General features: G+C 41.6%; 17 protein-coding genes. 15 read left to right on the top strand and 2 right to left on the bottom strand.

Annotated features, from left to right (window positions below; translation table 11 throughout):
• The first annotated feature begins 263 nt into the window (after nucleotides 1-263).
• Genes ACTJJG_RS09890 through bfmS form a run of 3 tightly spaced genes read left to right on the top strand, consistent with a single transcriptional unit; the run spans nucleotide 264 to nucleotide 2,841 of the window.
• Nucleotides 264-446 (top strand): hypothetical protein, encoded by a 183-nt coding sequence (locus ACTJJG_RS09890; RefSeq protein WP_031944149.1) that lies wholly within the window; start codon nucleotides 264-266, stop codon nucleotides 444-446.
• A complete protein-coding gene (bfmR, locus tag ACTJJG_RS09885) occupies nucleotides 443-1,159 on the top strand; it encodes a response regulator transcription factor BfmR (protein WP_000076440.1) in 717 nt (238 codons plus the stop codon). Before ACTJJG_RS09890 ends, bfmR begins: the two co-directional genes overlap by 4 nt.
• Before the next feature lie 32 nt (nucleotides 1,160-1,191).
• On the top strand, nucleotides 1,192-2,841 hold the full coding sequence (gene bfmS, locus ACTJJG_RS09880) for a sensor histidine kinase BfmS (RefSeq protein ID WP_002120020.1): 1,650 nt from the start codon (nucleotides 1,192-1,194) through the stop codon (nucleotides 2,839-2,841).
• A gap of 21 nt (nucleotides 2,842-2,862) precedes the next feature.
• Here bfmS and ACTJJG_RS09875 read toward each other — a convergent pair whose 3' ends face one another.
• Together ACTJJG_RS09875 and ACTJJG_RS09870 are read right to left on the bottom strand one after the other, a co-directional pair.
• Complete coding sequence (locus ACTJJG_RS09875; protein WP_002120022.1) at nucleotides 2,863-3,216, bottom strand: hypothetical protein; 354 nt, start codon at nucleotides 3,214-3,216, stop codon at nucleotides 2,863-2,865.
• A gap of 92 nt (nucleotides 3,217-3,308) precedes the next feature.
• A complete protein-coding gene (locus tag ACTJJG_RS09870) occupies nucleotides 3,309-4,727 on the bottom strand; it encodes a GGDEF domain-containing protein (RefSeq protein ID WP_017481284.1) in 1,419 nt (472 codons plus the stop codon).
• Between the two features lie 425 nt (nucleotides 4,728-5,152).
• Here ACTJJG_RS09870 and ndhC point away from each other — a divergent pair, with 425 nt between their 5' ends.
• The 12 genes from ndhC (at nucleotide 5,153) to nuoM (ending at nucleotide 18,700) form a co-directional block, all read left to right on the top strand.
• Nucleotides 5,153-5,704 carry an NADH-quinone oxidoreductase subunit A gene (ndhC, locus tag ACTJJG_RS09865; protein ID WP_002120061.1) on the top strand — a complete coding sequence of 184 codons (552 nt, stop codon included), beginning with the start codon at nucleotides 5,153-5,155 and terminating at the stop codon, nucleotides 5,702-5,704.
• A 6-nt stretch (nucleotides 5,705-5,710) separates the two neighbouring features.
• Nucleotides 5,711-6,388: a NuoB/complex I 20 kDa subunit family protein gene (locus ACTJJG_RS09860; RefSeq protein ID WP_002120034.1), complete on the top strand. Its 678-nt coding sequence runs from the start codon at nucleotides 5,711-5,713 to the stop codon at nucleotides 6,386-6,388.
• Nucleotides 6,389-6,472: 84 nt separating this feature from the next.
• Nucleotides 6,473-8,260 (top strand): NADH-quinone oxidoreductase subunit C/D, encoded by a 1,788-nt coding sequence (gene nuoC, locus ACTJJG_RS09855; protein WP_002120052.1) that lies wholly within the window; start codon nucleotides 6,473-6,475, stop codon nucleotides 8,258-8,260.
• Nucleotides 8,261-8,273: 13 nt separating this feature from the next.
• Nucleotides 8,274-8,783: an NADH-quinone oxidoreductase subunit NuoE gene (gene nuoE, locus ACTJJG_RS09850; protein WP_002120040.1), complete on the top strand. Its 510-nt coding sequence runs from the start codon at nucleotides 8,274-8,276 to the stop codon at nucleotides 8,781-8,783.
• Nucleotides 8,780-10,111, top strand: coding sequence for an NADH-quinone oxidoreductase subunit NuoF (gene nuoF / locus ACTJJG_RS09845; protein ID WP_002120030.1), 1,332 nt, complete (start codon nucleotides 8,780-8,782; stop codon nucleotides 10,109-10,111). Before nuoE ends, nuoF begins: the two co-directional genes overlap by 4 nt.
• Nucleotides 10,112-10,122: 11 nt before the next feature.
• Nucleotides 10,123-12,807, top strand: coding sequence for an NADH-quinone oxidoreductase subunit NuoG (nuoG, locus tag ACTJJG_RS09840; RefSeq protein ID WP_069119172.1), 2,685 nt, complete (start codon nucleotides 10,123-10,125; stop codon nucleotides 12,805-12,807).
• 3 nt (nucleotides 12,808-12,810) lie between these two features.
• A complete protein-coding gene (gene nuoH / locus ACTJJG_RS09835; protein ID WP_002120063.1) occupies nucleotides 12,811-13,827 on the top strand; it encodes an NADH-quinone oxidoreductase subunit NuoH in 1,017 nt (338 codons plus the stop codon).
• Between the two features lie 18 nt (nucleotides 13,828-13,845).
• Nucleotides 13,846-14,388: an NADH-quinone oxidoreductase subunit NuoI gene (nuoI, locus tag ACTJJG_RS09830; protein WP_002120012.1), complete on the top strand. Its 543-nt coding sequence runs from the start codon at nucleotides 13,846-13,848 to the stop codon at nucleotides 14,386-14,388.
• Nucleotides 14,388-14,906, top strand: coding sequence for an NADH-quinone oxidoreductase subunit J (gene nuoJ / locus ACTJJG_RS09825; RefSeq protein WP_014205902.1), 519 nt, complete (start codon nucleotides 14,388-14,390; stop codon nucleotides 14,904-14,906). The genes nuoI and nuoJ overlap by 1 nt, the downstream gene beginning before the upstream one ends.
• Complete coding sequence (gene nuoK, locus ACTJJG_RS09820) at nucleotides 14,906-15,214, top strand: NADH-quinone oxidoreductase subunit NuoK (protein ID WP_000529822.1); 309 nt, start codon at nucleotides 14,906-14,908, stop codon at nucleotides 15,212-15,214. Before nuoJ ends, nuoK begins: the two co-directional genes overlap by 1 nt.
• The gene (gene nuoL, locus ACTJJG_RS09815; RefSeq protein WP_002120008.1) at nucleotides 15,211-17,100 is read left to right on the top strand and encodes an NADH-quinone oxidoreductase subunit L; all 1,890 of its coding nucleotides are present in this window, start codon (nucleotides 15,211-15,213) and stop codon (nucleotides 17,098-17,100) included. Before nuoK ends, nuoL begins: the two co-directional genes overlap by 4 nt.
• 1 nt (nucleotide 17,101) lies before the next feature.
• A complete protein-coding gene (gene nuoM, locus ACTJJG_RS09810; RefSeq protein WP_069119170.1) occupies nucleotides 17,102-18,700 on the top strand; it encodes an NADH-quinone oxidoreductase subunit M in 1,599 nt (532 codons plus the stop codon).
• Nucleotide 18,701: the final 1 nt, after the last annotated feature.

Below are 18,701 nucleotides of genomic sequence, written 5' to 3'. Positions count from 1 at the left end.
AGACTTAGTAGTTAAAGTTTATTTTCAACACAAGATACGGGATTTTTCATAGCAGATCAATCTTGACTTTTTAGTAATTTTTTATCTGTATGATTTGATGGGAGATAGCATAGCAAAGCTGTTAAAAAACGCTTATAGATAACTTTGTGGATAACTCAAAAAACAAACACTTAAATAAATTTAAACTAAACAGAGAAATAATTTGTTTAATATTCATACATTGGAAATATGAATAGAATATGAAATTTAATAACAATAAATAAATCTTAAAAACACGTGAAAATTCAAAGGCTAATAAAATGCAACAAAATACGATGGTCATGTATCAGTTTGGTGAACGCCTACTTGTTTACAATGTAAACGTGTGTATATTGCAAATGATAAACGAATGTATCTGCAAGATTTTTAAGATGCATGAAACGAGATTTATAGGGGCAATGATATGAGCCAAGAAGAAAAGTTACCAAAGATTCTGATCGTTGAAGATGACGAGCGCTTAGCGCGATTAACTCAAGAATATTTAATTCGCAACGGCTTGGAAGTTGGTGTAGAAACTGATGGTAACCGTGCAATTCGTCGTATTATTAGTGAACAACCAGATCTAGTAGTTTTGGATGTCATGTTGCCGGGTGCCGATGGCTTAACAGTTTGCCGTGAAGTTCGTCCACATTACCATCAACCGATTTTGATGTTGACTGCACGTACAGAAGACATGGATCAGGTACTTGGTTTGGAAATGGGCGCAGATGACTATGTTGCTAAACCGGTTCAACCACGTGTTCTTTTAGCGCGTATCCGTGCACTATTACGTCGCACAGATAAAACTGTAGAAGATGAAGTTGCTCAACGTATCGAGTTCGATGACCTTGTAATTGATAATGGCGGTCGTTCTGTCACGTTAAATGGTGAACTTGTTGACTTCACTAGCGCAGAATATGACCTATTATGGTTGCTTGCATCAAATGCTGGTCGTATCTTATCGCGTGAAGATATCTTCGAACGTTTACGTGGTATCGAATACGATGGTCAGGACCGTTCAATCGACGTCCGTATTTCACGTATTCGTCCAAAAATTGGTGATGATCCTGAAAATCCAAAACGTATTAAAACAGTACGTAGTAAAGGTTACTTGTTCGTTAAAGAAACCAATGGGTTATAAGATCTGAATAAACTTCCTATAAGGTTGGTCGAGTGTTTAAACACAGTATATTCCTGCGAATATATGCGGGATTGGTAATTCTTGTTGTTTTGGTTGCTGTCTTTGGTTATTTGCTTGTACAAATTATCAATTATCAACGGGCACAAGAATACCGAGAATCTTTAACCGATGGTATTTCTTATGTCATTAGTGAGGGAGTCGCTCGACAGCCTGGGAAGCAACAGAAAATAGACTGGGTTTCAGATGCGTCAGATTTATTGGAACTTCCAATTTACTATACTGATGCAAGCAAGGTTGAGTTATCTCGTACCGAGAAAAAACGAATCGAAGCTCAAAAATCTGTTGTGCGTTACGATGCCAGTAATAGTATTGCGTATATCATTATTGGCTTACGTGATGATCCTCAGCACTTTTTATCTATAAAAGTCGACAAAATTACTGAGCGCCAAATGAAGGCTCTCCCTATTTTTGTACTTGATTATCTAATGTTTTATCCGGGGCAAGAACAAGAATATCTTGCCAAGATTCAAAAGCATTTCTCTTACCCAATTAATATCTACAATATTCAAGATATTAATCTGGACTCCGAACAAATTGGTCGTTTACGCCAAGACCAAAGTGTCATGTTGTACAAAGACAGTGCGACAGTACGCGGAACAACTATTTCAATCGTCTCTCCAATTCCGAATCAGCCTACACGGGTTCTCGTGCTTGGACCAGTGCCGATGTTTAACTGGATGCCTTTGCAGCTTTCAGCAGGGATTACTTTATTTAGCTTATTTTTGCTGAGTCTAGGTGTCTATGGGTTGATCTTGCCACTAGAGCGTAAAATTCGCCAAGTACGTTATGCATTAAACCGTATGAAGTCTGGTGATTTGTCATTGCGTGTTCCTATTGAAGGAAGCGACGAAATGGCAAACTTGGCATCAAGTTATAACAACATGTCTGATCATATTCAGCGTTTAATCGAGGCTCAGCGTGAGTTAATGAGAGCGGTATCTCATGAGCTTAGAACGCCTGTTGCCCGTATTCGCTTTGGTACAGAAATGTTGGCAGAAGAAGATGATTACAATCATCGTATGCATCAGGTCGATATGATTGATAAAGATATTGAAGCACTCAATACCTTAATTGATGAAATCATGACTTATGCAAAACTAGAGCAGGGTACACCTTCGCTAGATTTTGATGAAATTACTTTATTTGATGTGTTAGATCAGGTTGCGGTCGAAACCGAAGCTTTAAAAACGCAAAAAGAAATTGAACTTGTTGCTCCTCCACTTTATGTAAAAGTAGATGCTGAGCGTCGTTACTTACATCGTGTTGTTCAAAACTTGGTGGGTAATGCGGTTCGTTATTGCGATAATAAAGTTCGGATTACTGGTGGTATCCACAGCGATGGTATGGCCTTTGTTTGTGTTGAAGATGACGGTGCAGGTATTCCTGAACAAGACCGTAAAAGAGTATTTGAAGCTTTTGCCCGTCTAGATGATAGTCGTACACGTGCGTCGGGCGGTTATGGTTTAGGGTTGTCTATCGTAAGCCGTATTGCCTACTGGTTTGGCGGTGAAATTAAAGTGGATGAAAGCCCAACCTTAGGTGGTGCTCGCTTTATCATGACATGGCCAGCAAAACGCTTTAAACAGCCTCCTTTAAAAGCCAATAAAAAAGCACCTTCATAAGGTGCTTTTTTATTGATCTATTTATAGTTGAGTTGCATCTGGTTCCAAAATAGGTTTTCCGCTTCTTAAGCTGGTTAACGCATCGGAATTAAAATCGATCAGTAACGAATTGTTTTTTGCATCAATCTGGTATTTTTGAATAAGAGGTTGATCTCCGTTAAGCGTTTCTATTTTATATTCATCTGCAATATGCAAAATACCTTCTAGGTTTGTTGTCGTTGACGCAAAATCCTGTCTAAATATTTCATAGACATCCCTCAAGTCAAAAATTGCATTATTGGCATCTGGATGTTTGTGAATATAGCTTTCTATATGTCGCACTAGTAATTGTGCAAACAAGTAGTAGTTTGGTTTATGCGTATATTCTAGAGTCATGCATTTTTCTCCTTATTATCTGTTATTAGCATACATGGCAAAACACAGGTTATTGTATAAAATTCATTACACTAGATGATGAAGTGAAAATATTATAAAGAGATAAACACTCGATTACGTCCTTGGCGTTTTGCTTGATATAAAGCGTCATCTGCTTCTTTAAATAAACTTTCAATCGCTCGATGGGAAGATGGGGAATATAAGCTTATCCCAATACTCACCTGTATAAAAATTGGTAATTTCCCATAAATATAAATCGGTTGCTGACTAATTTTAATTCGAATTTGTTCAGCCAGTTCAAATGCACTTTCCTTGGTGGTATCTGCAATAAAAATGGCAAACTCTTCACCTCCAAAGCGACCTAATAAATCATGAGGATGTAAAATATTTTGAATCGTGGTGACACAAGTTTGTAGCGCCCGATCACCGATTTGATGACCATAGTTGTCGTTAACTTGCTTAAAGTGGTCGACATCAAGCATGAAAAAAGCTGAGGTCTTATTTTCTTTTTGTACTTTTTCTTGAAGTAATCTGACCGACTGTAAAAACTGGCGTCGAGTCAGACTTGACGTTAGTTCATCATGTGCAATGGCATGTTGAAGCTTTTGAATTAACTCTGAATGCAAAACACTAATACTAGAAACCGTAAGTGGGGCAATCGTCATCATAATTAACCCAATTCGGATTGAGATCGTATTGCTGAAATATTCGTTTGGATAGAGCAAAAGGTAATGTCCAGAGACATGATAAATAATATAAGCACTGGTAAAGCTAGTAATGAGTGCAACAACAATAGGTTTGTAGCGAATGGCACACCAGATCAGGGCAGCAATCGGGTAGAGCAGCGAACCCGGACCAGAGTCATAATAGCTAGCAGCAATCGAAATAAGCACAGCGCCAAAAGGTAAAAGGTCGGTTGGTTGTAGGCCACGATTTCTTGAAAAGTAATGTTTAACCTGACTATATTGAGGGATGTTCAATATGATAGGTAAAAGAAGCAAGGCATTTTGCAGTTCTGAAGTAAACCAGTAACCAAACTCATCCAGCAAGCCACCAATCATAAATTTGGTATTAAACATAGGCACGAAAGTTGCTGCAAACAATGCACCTACTACGCTACCTATTCCGCATAATCCAAATAAAAAAAGGTAAGAATAACCGCGATAGGCCGCCTTAATATGTTGATTAAAAAACATATAGAGCGCAAACGTAGTAACAACATAAAGAAAGTTTGATGTTGTTAAAACAAGTGTGAGAGCAAATGGAGTGCCCTGAAATAAGTCAGCAATCACATATCCTATATAGGCACCGAAAAATGCGCTTGGTCGGCGTGTGATTGGAAAACGAATAAGCAATCCGAGCAAAACCGAATTGGCAGGCCAAAAGAATGCAAGAAAACTTAAAGGGCGAGATGCAATGCCAATGAAACAACATGTCGCAATAATGAAGCTAAATAGGAGAAAAAATTTTAAAAAGGAGAGAAATGAAAATTCACGAAGTGAGTATGGCATCAGCTGCCCTTAATGATAAATACTCTTATCCAAGAGTAATAAAATATTATGTATGATTAAACATTCATCATAATTCAGAGGAGAAGCTGAATACAATAAAAAACAAACTAATATTATAAAAAAGTAAGTTATAAAAAGTTAATAAGCGCTTCAACTGTGTAAATATTCTAAAATTAAAAAATGAAAAAAATCATCATAAATAAAGAAACTATTAGTTAAACCGATTATGTGCTGTGAAACCCCCCTTACAACACATAGAAGAATAGTTTTGTCTAGAAAATCATCCGAAAGACTAAGACGCTTCAACTAGCATGGGAAATTAGAAATCAGGTACAATTGGCGGGATTAATTTTGTGTTTGGTGTATTTGAAGGCCAATACATACATTCTTTGTTAAATAATAGGCCTGCCAGGAGTTATCCCCGCATGAGTGCCATTACTCCATACGACTGGGCGATTATCGCCTTCGTGATCGGCGTTACATTTCTTTGCGTCTTTATGCTCACAGTTCCCTTACTCCTCGGGGGAAAATCGTGGGGACGTGCTAAGCAAGAGCAGTTTGAATCAGGTGTCGTGAGTGCTGGTGGCGCTCGCATTCGCCTGTCTGCAAAGTTCTATTTAGTTGCAATTTTCTTTGTTGTCTTCGACTTAGAGGCGCTTTACCTCTATGCATGGTCTACTTCTGTGCGTGAAGTAGGTTGGTTGGGATATACCACTGTAGTGATCTTTGTCGTTGATTTATTGATTGCGCTTGTTTATGCCTTCTCTGTAGGTGCTTTAAGTTGGTCACCAGCAGATCGCCGTAAATCAGCAGGTGAAGCGGTTAAAATCGGTTCACCAACAATGAACATTGCTGAAATTACACGCTTTAATTCTATTGAAGAGCTCGTAACTGACCCTACAGGCCAGATTCCAGCTCAATCATCAGGTCGTGTTAAGTCAAAAACTACACCTGCATTGTCATCTGAAAAGGAGTAAGTCGGGATGAAATATACTCTGACCCGCGCGAATCCGGATGCTGATCAATACCCATTGCAAGAACGTCAAATTGTGACGGATCCGCTTGAAGAGGAAGTGAATAAAAACGTATTCATGACTCGTTTAGAGGATGTCTTGCATACAGCAGTAAACTGGGGACGTAAAAACTCTTTGTGGCCATTTAACTTTGGTACCTCATGTTGTTACGTCGAATATGCAACGACCTTAACAGGTGTGCATGACTTGTCACGTTTCGGTGCAGAGGTTATCCGTGCTTCACCTCGTCAGGCTGACTTGATGATTGTTGCAGGTACCTGTTTCGTAAAAATGGCACCAGTTATTCAGCGTCTGTATGAACAGATGTTAGAGCCTAAATGGGTCATCTCGATGGGTGCTTGTGCAAACTCTGGAGGTATGTACGACATCTATTCAGTAGTACAAGGTGTAGACAAAATTATTCCTGTTGACGTGTACGTCCCAGGTTGTCCGCCTCGTCCTGAAGCATTAATTCAAGCTTTAATGCTTTTACAAGACCAGATTCAATTAGAGCGACGCCCGCTTTCTGCCGTGATCGGTGATGATCTTCAGCCAGTATATAAGCCAAAGATGATGCCAGAACGTGACCGTAAGAATGCAGAGCGTATTGCCGTTAAAAACTTACGCTCTATGGATGAGATTAAATAATTTTTTGACGGTGTTTTGACATATCTAACTGATATGTTCATCGAGACAATTGACAGAATTTGTATTAAATAGGAAGCCAAGCCAATGGCTGAAACTGACATTGCTATGCCAGAGTCAACAGCAGTTGATTCACGCCCAGCATTTGCAATCGTAGAAGAGCTCAAAACCAAATTTGGTGAGAACTTTTACGTGCAGGCGACTTTTGAAGAGTTTCCAACAGTCTGGGTTGAGCGCGCACGCGTGCAAGAAGTCCTTATGTTCCTACGTAAAGTGGAACGTCCGTATGTAATGCTATTTGACTTATCTGCGATGGATGAACGTTTACGTGTTCATCGTGATGGTTTACCAGCATCTGACTTCACTGTGTTCTATCATTTATTATCGCTTGAGCGTAATAGTGACATTCGTATCAAGGTTGCCTTGAACGAAAATGATCTAAACATTCCAACAGCGACAAATATCTGGCCAAATGCCAACTGGTATGAACGTGAAGCTTACGATATGTTCGGTATCAATTTCGAAGGGCATCCAATGCTCCGTCGTATTTTGTTGCCAACCTATTGGGAAGGTCATCCGCTTCGTAAAGAATATTCAGCACGTGCGACAGAATATACGCCGTACATGCAAGACAAAGCGAAACAAGACTTTGAACAAGAGCACTTACGTTTTGTACCAGAAGACTGGGGCCTTAAGCGTGGTAACGCTGATGAAGACTTCATGTTCTTGAACTTGGGTCCTAACCATCCATCTGCACATGGTGCGTTCCGTGTTGTATTGCAGTTAGATGGCGAAGAAGTGAAGGACTGTGTACCTGATATCGGTTATCACCACCGTGGTGTGGAAAAGATGGCTGAACGTCAAACATGGCATTCTTTCATTCCTTATACTGACCGTGTTGACTACTTAGGTGGTTGTGCTCAAAACATGCCGTATGTAATGGCTGTTGAGCAAATGGCAGGTATTAAAGTTCCTGAACGTGCGCAAGTGATTCGTGTCATGTTGAACGAATTGTTCCGTATTAATAACCACTTGTTATTCTGTGGTACGGCAATTCAGGATGCTGGTGGTATGACACCAGTATTCTATATGTTCGCAGACCGTCAAAAAGTTTACGACATTGTTGAAGCAATCACGGGTTACCGTATGCATCCAGCATGGTTCCGTATTGGTGGTACAGCACACGATCTTCCAAACAACTGGCAAAAGCTTGTTAAAGAATTGCTAGAGTGGATGCCTAAACGCTTAAACGAATACTACACAGCGGCATTGAAAAACTCTGTGTTTATTGGTCGTACGCGTAATGTTGCACAATACGATGCCAAATCTGCACTCGCATGGGGTGTAACTGGTACTGGTTTACGTGCAACAGGTATCGATTTTGACGTTCGTAAATATCGTCCATACAGCGGCTATGAAAACTTCGATTTTGATGTGCCGGTTGAGTATGAAGGCGATGCATACGCACGTGTGCTTGTTCACTTCCGTGAAATTACCGAGTCGCTAAAAATTATTCAACAGTGCTTGGATAACATGCCTTCTGGTCCATATAAAGCGGATCATCCATTGGCTGTTCCACCACCGAAAGATAAGACATTACAAGATATTGAAACCTTGATTACGCACTTCTTGAGCGTTTCATGGGGTCCTGTCATGCCAGCGGGCGAGTCATCATTTATGACTGAAGTGGTTAAAGGTGCAAGTACTTACTACTTGACTTCAGATAAAGCGACCATGAGTTATCGTACTCGTATTCGTACACCGACGTTTACTCACTTACAGCAAATGCCTTCAGTGATTAACGGAAGTTTAGTATCTGACTTAATCATTTATCTGGCGACCATTGACGTGGTTATGGCTGACGTGGATCGCTAAGAGGTAACACATAATGATGATTTTGACTGATAAAAAACCACGTGTGAATGTCGAAGGGATTTTGACTGCGGAAGAAATTCACGAAATCGAACATCACATTGGTCACTATCCATACCCTCGTGCAGCCTCTTTGGATGCATTGAAGTGTGTACAGCGCCGTAATGGTTGGGTAGATGACGCTCAAATGAATGCCATCGCACAGTTGTTGTCGATGAGTGTTGCTGATTTGGAAGGTGTTGCAACATTTTACAACCGTATCTATCGCCATCCGGTAGGTCGTCACGTAATTTTGCTTTGCGACTCAATTGCTTGCTTCTTAATGGGTGCAGAAACTCTTGCTGAAGCATTCCAGCGTGAATTAGGAATTCAGTATGGTCAAACGACACCAGATGGTCGTTTTACATTGCTTCCAATTTGCTGCCTAGGCAACTGCGACAAAGGCCCAACTTTAATGATTGATGAAGATACTCACGGTTTAGTCGAAGTGACATCAATTAAACAGTTATTGGAGAAGTATGTATGAATACTGAACCAAAACCAATTTATGGCGACGGTAATCCGGAAACTCATCCGCTCACTTGGCGTTTAAGCAAACAAGAAGCGGTACGTAGTGCTGATGATTACGAAGCACTTGAAGGCTATGCTGGCTTTAAAAAAGCTTTAGGCATGAAACCTGCTGAAGTGTTAGATGTCATTAAAGCTGCAACTGTAAAAGGTCGTGGTGGTGCGGGTTTCCCTGCGGGTATTAAATGGTCATTGATGGCACCAAATGATGGTGGTCCACGTTACTTGATCTGTAATGCCGACGAAATGGAACCGGGTACCTTTAAAGACCGTTTGTTGATGGAAAAACTTCCACATCAATTGATCGAAGGGATGTTAATTGCGGGTTATACCTTAGAAGCAACTCAAGGTTATATCTTTATCCGCGGTGAATACATCGAGGCTGCTCAATATCTAAATGAAGCGTTAGAACAGATTCGTGCTAAAGGTTATTTAGGCGAAAATATCTTAGGTTCTGGCTGGAATTTTGATCTGCATGTACATACGGGTGCAGGGCGTTATATCTGTGGTGAAGAAACTGCATTGATTAACTCGCTTGAAGGCCGTCGTGCTAACCCACGTACTAAGCCACCATTCCCGCAAGTTGCAGGAGCATGGGGCCGTCCGACGATTGTGAACAACGTTGAAACTTATAACAACTTGCCAGCAATCATGCTTCGTGGACCAGAGTGGTATATCGGCTTGTCAGCGGGTAAATCAAAAGATCCAGGCACTAAAATTTATGGTGCATCGGGTAAAGTTAAATTCCCGGGTCTTTGGGAATTGCCGTTTGGTACAACTGCACGTGAAGTAATTGAAGATCATGCAGGTGGTATGCGTGAGGGCTTAAAGCTCAAAGCATGGTTGCCAGGTGGTGCTTCAACTGACTTTTTACCAGCAGATACCATTGATTTACCAATGGATGCAGACACGATTATGAAAGCAGGTTCTCGTTTGGGAACATGTTTGTTAATGGTGGTAGACGAAACTCAATGTATGGTATCGCTCACTCGTAACTTAGAAGAGTTCTTTGCGCGTGAATCATGTGGTTTCTGTACACCATGTCGTGATGGTTTGCCATGGGCTGTTAAAGCGCTTAAAGCACTTGAAGCAGGTGAAGGCAAGAAAGAAGATATCGACCATTTACAAGAACTAACTCGTAAATTATGGATTGGTAAAACTTTCTGTGCCCACGCACCAGGTGCGATGGAGCCGCTTATGGGCGCACTCAAACATTTCCGTGGTGAGTTTGAAGCGAAAGTGACGAATCGTCCTGTCGTGCAAACCAGCAACGTAGAACAAGCTTAAGGAATTCGACTATGGCTACAATTCATGTCGATGGAAAATCGTATGAAGTCAACGGCTCGGAAAACTTGCTACAAGCATGTTTGAGTCTGGGCATCGACATCCCATATTTTTGTTGGCATCCATCCTTAGGTTCGGTTGGTTCTTGCCGTCAATGTGCTGTTACGCAATATGCGAATCCAGAAGATACGCGTGGTCGTTTAGTCATGTCTTGCATGACACCAGCATCTGACAATACCTATATCTCAATTGAAGACAAAGAAGCAACGGATTTCCGTGCATCTATTGTTGAATTTTTGATGACCAACCACCCGCACGACTGTCCAGTCTGTGAAGAGGGTGGTCACTGTCATTTACAAGATATGACTGTAATGACGGGTCATGACCGTCGTCGCTACCGTTTTACAAAACGTACGCATTACAACCAAGAACTCGGCTCATTCATTGCGCATGAGATGAACCGCTGTATTGCTTGTTACCGTTGTGTTCGTTACTACAAAGACTATGCGGGCGGTACAGACTTTGGCGTATATGCCAATGCATCTCGTGTTTACTTTGGTCGTCCGGAATCAGGTACTTTAGAGTCTGAATTCTCTGGTAACTTGACTGAAGTATGTCCAACAGGTGTATTTACTGATAAGACTCATTCAGAGCGTTATAACCGTAAGTGGGACATGCAGTATGCACCAAGCGTGTGTCAAGGCTGTTCTTCTGGTTGTAACATTTCTCCGGGTGAACGTTATGGTGAAATCCGTCGTGTAGAAAACCGTTTTAATGGTTCGGTTAACCAATACTTCCTTTGTGACAAAGGTCGTTTTGGCACAGGTTATGTAAACCGTGCAGACCGTCCACGTCAGCCTCAGTTCCGTAATGGTGAAACTGTTGCAACTGTTTCTGTCGACCAAGCTCTAGATCAAGCGATTGCTAAGCTTCAAGGCAAAAAAGTTTTGGGTATTGGTTCTCCTCGCGCAAGTTTGGAATCGAACTATGCATTACGTGAGCTTGTAGGTCAGGCAAATTATTCAACTGGTATGGCACAAAAAGAGCAAAAGCTTGTTGAACTTGCTGCATCTATCATGCAAACCGAGGGTATCTACAACCCGAATATGCGTGAAATTGAAAGCTATGATGCTGTTCTGATCTTAGGTGAAGACCTAACTCAAACTGCACCTCGTATGGCATTGTCTGTTCGCCAAGCTGCGAAAAACAAAGCGCGTGAAATGGCTGCAAAAACACGTACACCAGATTGGTTAGCTGAGCCTGTACAACGTATTGGCCAAGAAGCAAAATCTCCGGTTTACATTTTAGCTGCAACTCAAACTCGTCTTGCTGACATTGCAACTGGTGAAGTGGTTGCTTCTCCAAATGACATCGCACGTTTAGGCTTTGCAGTTGCTGCGGCAGTAAATGGTGAAGTTGTAGGTGGTTTAGATGAAGATGCAAAAGCATTTGCTCAAACCATTGCCGACACTCTAAAAGCAGCAAACAAACCATTAATTATTGCGGGTACAAGCTTGCAAGATGCTTCTATTATGGAAGCTGCTGCACAGTTAACTCAGAACTTAGGTTCTAAAGCTGGTTTAAGTCTTGTAGTTCCTGAAGTGAACTCTATGGGCTTGGCATTGTTCGGTGGTTTAAGCCTTGAACAAGCATTTGCTCAAGACTACGACACACTTGTTATTGTTGAAAATGATTTGTTCCGTCGCTTACCAGCTGCTCAAGTAAAAGCTGCATTAGATAAAGCTGAAACAGTAATCGTGCTTGATCACAGTGAAACTGAAACTGTGAAACAGGCTGATATCGTTCTTTCAGCAGCAAGCTTTGCAGAGGGTGATGGTACTGTTGTAAGTCAAGAAGGTCGTGCACAGCGTTTCTATCAAGTTTACGATCCAAGTTACTACAAACCTGAATATGCAATTAAAGAATCATGGCGTTGGTTACATGCCATTGAAACTGGCATTAAAGGTAAGGCTGTAGATTGGACATTGCTTGACGATGTAATTGAAAGCATCGTGAAAAATGTACCAGTACTTGAAGCTATCCAAGATGTTGCGCCTGATGCAGGTTACCGTGTACATGGCTTGAAAATCGCGCGTGAACCACGTCGTTATTCAGGTCGTACAGCAATGCGTGCGCCGTTATCGGTTCATGAGCCTAAACAACCTACCGATCCAGATTCAGCATTAACATTCTCAATGGAAGGTTATGTTGGTCCGCAAAAAGCGTCATCATTAGTACCATTTGCATGGGCTCCGGGTTGGAACTCTCCACAATCTTGGAATAAATACCAAGATGAAGTTGGTGGTCACTTAAAAGGTGGTGATTCTGGTGTTCGTTTATTCGATCGCTTGGCAAAACGTCCTGCACGTAGCTACGTTGCTCCAGTGCCAGTAGTTGCAAATCCTGAAAGTTTCCGCTTAGTTCCAATGCACCATATTTTTGGTTCTGGCGAATTCACGATTAAAACACCTGCAATGGAAACTCGTATTCCTGAAGCTGTGTTTGCAGTGGGCGAACAAGATGCAACTCGTTTGAACCTTCAAGAAGGTCAACGCATTACAGTAAAAGCAGGTGAAACAACTGTAAGCTTGCCTGTACAAGTAATTGAATATTTACCTACAGGTTATATTGGTTACCCAGTTGGTTTAGCACCAATGGTGTCACTAGCTGAGCCTGTTTCAGTGGCTTTAGGAGTGTAATTCATGAATCAAGAAATTATACGTCAAACGCCACTTTGGGCTGAGAACTGGCCGATTGCTTATGCTGTCGTTCAAGCAGTTGTAATTTTGCTTGTTGTGGTTTTAGTTGCAGCGTTGATGTCTTTTATTGAGCGTCGTTTACTTGCTTGGTGGCAAGACCGTTATGGTCCAAACCGTGTTGGTCCTGGTGGTATGTTCCAGATCGTTGCCGACATGCTCAAGATCATGTTCAAAGAAGACTGGACACCAAAGTTTGCTGACAAACTTACATTCCGTTTAGCACCAGCTGTTGCAATGGCAACAGCGGTTCTTTCGTTCATGGTAATCCCAGTGAGTCCTTCACTGGGTGTTGCCGACATGAGTATCGGTTTGTTGTTCTTCATGGCAATGGCTGGTATTGCAGTCTATGCGGTTTTATTTGGTGGCTGGGCTTCAAATAACAAATACTCATTGCTTGGTGGTTTACGTTCAGCAGCTCAAACCATTTCTTATGAAGTGTTCTTGGGTATTTCATTGATGGGTGTGGTTGCAATTGCAGGCTCATTTAACCTTCGTGAAATTGTTGAAGCACAACGTGATGTTTGGTTTGTCATTCCACAATTCTTAGGTTTCTTGATTTTCGTAGTTGCTGGTGTTGCGGTAACTCACCGTCATCCATTTGACCAACCAGAAGCAGAGCAAGAATTGGCAGAAGGTTACCATGTTGAATATGGCGGTATGAAATGGGGTATGTTCTTCGTTGCTGAATATGTCAACGTAGTACTGATCTCTGCATTGATCGTGACTTTATTCTTTGGTGGCTGGTTAACGCCATTCAATTTAGAAATTCCATTTGTTCCACCAGTATTCTGGTTTGTGATTAAAACAGCATTCTTTGTAATGATGTTTGTATTGGCACGTGGTTCTTTAATGCGTCCGCGTTATGACCAAGTCATGAACTTTGGTTGGAAAATTTGTTTGCCATTGGCGTTGGTCAACTTGTTAGTGACTGGTGCTGTGATTCTGATGAATCAGGCCTAGGACAGCAGGGAGTACAAAATGTATAAATTTCTAGCTGGATTCGGATCAATTGTACGTACGTTACTCATGGTGTTTAGCCATGCAACGCGTAAACGTGACACGATTTTATATCCAGAAGTTCCGGCTGAACAGATTGTGCCGCCACGCTTTCGTGGTCGTATCGTATTAACGCGTGACCCTGATGGGGAAGAGCGTTGCGTAGCATGTAACCTATGTGCGGTTGCATGTCCGGTTGGCTGTATCTCACTACAAAAAGCAGAAACAGAAGATGGTCGTTGGTACCCGGAGTTTTTCCGTATTAACTTCTCACGTTGTATTTTCTGCGGTATGTGTGAAGAAGCTTGTCCAACAACTGCGATTCAGCTCACACCAGACTTCGAGTTAGGCGAATATGTACGTCAAGACCTTGTTTATGAGAAAGAAAACTTACTCATTTCAGGTCCGGGCAAATACCCAGATTACAACTTCTACCGTGTAACGGGTATGGCAATTAACGGTAAAGAGAAAGGTCAAGCACAAAAAGAAAGTGCACCAATCGATGTACGGAGTCTATTACCATGATGTGGCCGTTTTATTTGATGGCACTCGTGGCCATCGTTTCTACGGTTCGTGTAGTGACTAACACGAACCCTGTACACGCTCTACTTAGTCTAATTGTTTCATTGCTTGCTGTTGCTGGTATTTTCATGATCGTGGGGGCGCCTTTTGCAGGTGCTCTTGAAATCATCGTTTATGCCGGAGCAATTATGGTTCTATTTGTCTTCGTGGTGATGATGCTTAACTTAGGTCAACACACCGTTGAACAAGAACGCAAATGGCTTTCTTCAGATGCATGGGCATATCCAGCACTCATGAGTTTCTTACTCGGCTTGCTTTTAGTTTGGATGCTTGGTGGTGAATACACCACTATTTCAGCACCACTTGGGGCACAAGTGATTGGACCAAAAGTAGTTGGTCAAGCACTCTTTACTCACTATTTATTATTGGTTGAAGTTGCCGCGATGTTATTGCTAGCAGCCCTTGTTGCAGCATACCACTTAGGTAAACGTGAACCAGGTGCAGAAGAGGAAAAAGAATAATGGGCCAGATTCCTTTAGAACATGGTTTGATTGTTGCAACCATCCTTTTTGCACTCGGTTTTTACGGTGTAATGGTGCGACGCAACCTATTATTTATGTTAATGAGCCTTGAAATCATGATGAATGCTGCAGCATTGGCATTTGTTCTTGCGGGTAGCGTATGGGCACAACCAGATGGGCAAGTGATGTTCATCTTGATTTTGACCCTTGCAGCAGCAGAGGCATGTATCGGTCTTGCGATTGTCCTTCAGTTCTATCATCGCTTCCATCATTTGGATGTGGATGCTGCTAGTGAGATGCGCGGATGAGTTATTTATATTTAACAGTATTATTTCCGCTAATCGGTTTTATTTTATTGGCGGCAGGACGAGACAAACTCTCTGAAAATGTTGCAGCTGTTATTGGTGTAGGTTCTGTAGGTTTATCTGCATTATTTGCACTCATTGCTGGAATGGCATTTACTACGAGTGGTCAGCAAGTTTTTGTTCAAAACTTGTGGACATGGTTCAATGTTGGCGGTTTTGCTCCGGGCATTAGCTTACATTTAGATGGCTTATCTTTACTCATGATGGGTATGATTACGGGTGTTGGTTTCTTAATCCACATCTTTGCATCATGGTACATGCGTGGTGAAGAGGGTTATGCGCGTTTCTTCTCTTATTTCAACCTGTTTGTTGCAAGCATGCTTGTGCTTGTATTGGGTGACAACTTGGCGTTGTTATTCTTAGGTTGGGAAGGTGTAGGTCTTTGCTCTTACTTGCTGATCGGTTTCTATTATGCAAACCCTGCAAATGGTTGGGCTGCGATCAAAGCGTTTACAGTGACCCGCGTTGGTGACGTATTCTTGCTTATTGCTTTATTCTTACTTTACCAACAATTTGGTACGCTGAATACTCAGTACATCGTTGAACACGCAGCAGAAGTAATGACGAAGAGTTCGTCACTTACAATCTGGACTGCATTAATGTTGTTCTTGGGTGCTGCTGGTAAGTCTGCTCAAATTCCATTGCAAACATGGTTGGCAGATGCAATGGCAGGTCCAACACCTGTGTCTGCATTAATCCACGCTGCAACAATGGTAACGGCTGGTGTGTACTTATGCTGTCGTCTATTCAGCGTATTTGAACTTGCTCCTGAAGTGATGCAATTCATTTCAGTAACTGGCGCGGTAACGTTGTTAGTTGCAGGTTTTGCTGCACTTGTACAAACAGACATCAAACGTATCTTGGCTTACTCAACAATGAGTCAGCTTGGCTATATGTTTATGGCTGTAGGTGCGGAAGCTTATCAAGCTGGCTTGTTCCACATGTTGGCTCACGCATTCTTTAAGGCATTATTATTCTTGTCTTCTGGTGCGGTGATTCTGGCTTATCACCACGAGCAAAACATTTTCAAAATGGGTGGTTTGTTCAAACGTAACAAATTCCTGTTTGCTTGTTTCGCGATTGGTGGCGGTGCATTAGCAGCGATTCCATTCTTGACTATTGGCTTCTTCTCTAAAGATGCGATTCTTGGTGAAGTTTGGGTACAAGGTCAATCAGTTGCTTTATATCACACCTTATATTGGGTGGGTGTAGCAGGTGCATTCCTGACTTCAATCTATACATTCCGTTTAATCTGGGTTGTATTCTTTGGTCAAGAAAACACGCCTTACCATGAAATTAAAGGTGCAACTTACTGGGCTCCATTGGGTATTTTAGCTGTATTGTCTACTTTTGTTGGTGCGGTATTAAAAGCACCAGTAGCAGGTATTCTGAATACTGCAAAAATCCCTGAATTCCATGTCGCTGAACAATTTGTAGAAGGCATGCATGGGGCAGAGCACTTAGCAGTAGGTATTGCACTAGTTGGTCTAGTTGTTGGTATAGCATTATTTACATTTGCTTATGGTGCAGTGAAATCATTTGCTCAAACAAGTTTGGGTTCAGGTCTGGCACATATTTGCCGTACTGCTTTTGGTTTTGATGCATTGTATGACATCGTTTTTGTTAAACCTTATTTATTCTTCGCCAAAATCTTTGGCCGTGATCCGATTGACGGTTTGTGGTTAGTTCTTCCTGCACTCGTGAAAGGCGGAAATAGTTTTACAAGCTCACGTCAAACAGGTTCATTGCGTGAATACGCATCAAGCATGTCACTCGGTGTAGTGGTGTTATTGATGATCTTGATCGTTATTCAGGTAGTGGGGAAATAAAATGGAAAACAATTTAATTTTACCCGCGCTGATCCTTGTTCCGTTCATTGCCGGTTTTATTTGTTGGTTAGTCGATAAGCTCGACAAAACTTTGCCACGCTGGATTGCCTTAATTGGTATGCTCATTACTTTGGGCTTAGGTCTTGCGCTTTGGCAAAGTGGAACTTATAGCTACGAGTTGGGTTCTAAAATCCCAACTTGGTCTGCTGAGTTCTATTTACCGTGGATTCAATCACTCGGTATTGGTATTCACTTAGCTGTGGATGGCTTATCTTTACTCATGGTGTTATTAACAGCGTTACTTGGTGTACTTGCTGTTGGTTGTTCATGGGGCGAGATTCAAAAGAACGTTGGTTTCTTCCACTTAAACCTATTATGGAGTTTAGGTGGCGTTATCGGTGTATTCTTAGCGATTGACTTGTTCTTGTTCTTCTTCTTCTGGGAGATGATGCTTGTACCAATCTACTTCTTGATTGCGTTATGGGGTCATAAAGGTTCAAACGGTCGTTCACGTGTTTACGCTGCTACTAAGTTCTTCCTTTACACGCAGATTGCCGGTCTAGTGATGTTAATCGGTATCCTAGGTCTTGTAGTTTATGGCTACATGATGACGGGCATGATCGGTTTTGATTACAACTATTTATTAGCTGTAGCTAACCACTTACCTGCAGGCTTAGCTTACGGTTTCATGATCTGTTTCTTCATCGGTTTTGCGGTGAAGTTACCAGTATTCCCATTACATGGTTGGTTACCAGATGCGCATGCTCAAGCACCTACAGCGGGTTCTGTAGACTTAGCGGGTATCTTGATTAAAACAGCTGCGTATGGCTTGCTTCGTTTTGTTATTCCATTCTTCCCGACAGCTTCTGCACAGTTTGCAGACATTGCGATTATTTTCGGTTTGATTGGTATTTTCTACGGCGCATGGTGTGCTTACCAGCAAACTGACATGAAACGTTTACTTGCGTATACGTCGATTTCACACATGGGCTTTATCTTACTTGCAATCTATGCAGGTAATATTTTGACCTTCCAAGGTCTAATGATCATGATGTTGGCACATGGTTTGTCATCAGCTGCATTGTTCATTATGTCTGGTCAAATCTACGAACGTTTACATACACGTGATTTACGTTTAATGGGTGGTCTTCGTGGCCAGCTTCAGTACTTGCCATTTTTCTTGATGTTCTTCGTTGCTGCTCTTGTAGGTGTACCAGGTTTAGGTAACTTTATTGGTGAATTCCTGATTTTGATGGGTTCATTTAATAAATATCCTGTCTTCACGATTCTTGCTTCTATCAGCCTTGTATTTGCAGGTTTATATGGCTTGATCTTGATTCACCGTGCTTTATTTGGTGAACCAAATTCTGAACAAAAGCAACATTACACTAGTCCATTGAAAGACTTATCTGCTCGTGAAGTTGGTATTTTGATGATTTGTGCGATTGGTCTCGTTTGGCTTGGTATCTACCCACAAACATTCTTGGATGTATCTCATTCAAGCATGCAGTGGTTGGTCAATAGTTATGTGCCAGTACAAGAAGTCGTTGAAACTGTTCAGCAAACAGCTACTCAACTTGACCATGTGGAGATCCAATAAT

This window comes from Acinetobacter sp. 22512, assembly GCF_052044755.1.
Classification (GTDB): Bacteria; Pseudomonadota; Gammaproteobacteria; order Pseudomonadales; family Moraxellaceae; genus Acinetobacter; species Acinetobacter pittii.
The sequence above is the reverse complement of the archived record's forward strand: the minus strand, read 5'-3'. Positions and strand labels throughout refer to the sequence as shown.

Bases quoted from the DNA above. Each gene is read 5' to 3' on its own strand.
- bfmR (WP_000076440.1), top strand. From the start codon at position 443: ATGAGCCAAGAAGAAAAGTTACCAAAGATTCTGATCGTTGAAGATGAC.
- ACTJJG_RS09875 (WP_002120022.1), bottom strand. From the start codon at position 3,216: ATGACTCTAGAATATACGCATAAACCAAACTACTACTTGTTTGCACAA.
- ACTJJG_RS09870 (WP_017481284.1), bottom strand. From the start codon at position 4,727: ATGCCATACTCACTTCGTGAATTTTCATTTCTCTCCTTTTTAAAATTT.
- ndhC (WP_002120061.1), top strand. From the start codon at position 5,153: ATGAGTGCCATTACTCCATACGACTGGGCGATTATCGCCTTCGTGATC.
- ACTJJG_RS09860 (WP_002120034.1), top strand. From the start codon at position 5,711: ATGAAATATACTCTGACCCGCGCGAATCCGGATGCTGATCAATACCCA.
- nuoC (WP_002120052.1), top strand. From the start codon at position 6,473: ATGGCTGAAACTGACATTGCTATGCCAGAGTCAACAGCAGTTGATTCA.
- nuoE (WP_002120040.1), top strand. From the start codon at position 8,274: ATGATGATTTTGACTGATAAAAAACCACGTGTGAATGTCGAAGGGATT.
- nuoF (WP_002120030.1), top strand. From the start codon at position 8,780: ATGAATACTGAACCAAAACCAATTTATGGCGACGGTAATCCGGAAACT.
- nuoG (WP_069119172.1), top strand. From the start codon at position 10,123: ATGGCTACAATTCATGTCGATGGAAAATCGTATGAAGTCAACGGCTCG.
- nuoH (WP_002120063.1), top strand. From the start codon at position 12,811: ATGAATCAAGAAATTATACGTCAAACGCCACTTTGGGCTGAGAACTGG.
- nuoI (WP_002120012.1), top strand. From the start codon at position 13,846: ATGTATAAATTTCTAGCTGGATTCGGATCAATTGTACGTACGTTACTC.
- nuoJ (WP_014205902.1), top strand. From the start codon at position 14,388: ATGTGGCCGTTTTATTTGATGGCACTCGTGGCCATCGTTTCTACGGTT.
- nuoK (WP_000529822.1), top strand. From the start codon at position 14,906: ATGGGCCAGATTCCTTTAGAACATGGTTTGATTGTTGCAACCATCCTT.
- nuoL (WP_002120008.1), top strand. From the start codon at position 15,211: ATGAGTTATTTATATTTAACAGTATTATTTCCGCTAATCGGTTTTATT.
- nuoM (WP_069119170.1), top strand. From the start codon at position 17,102: ATGGAAAACAATTTAATTTTACCCGCGCTGATCCTTGTTCCGTTCATT.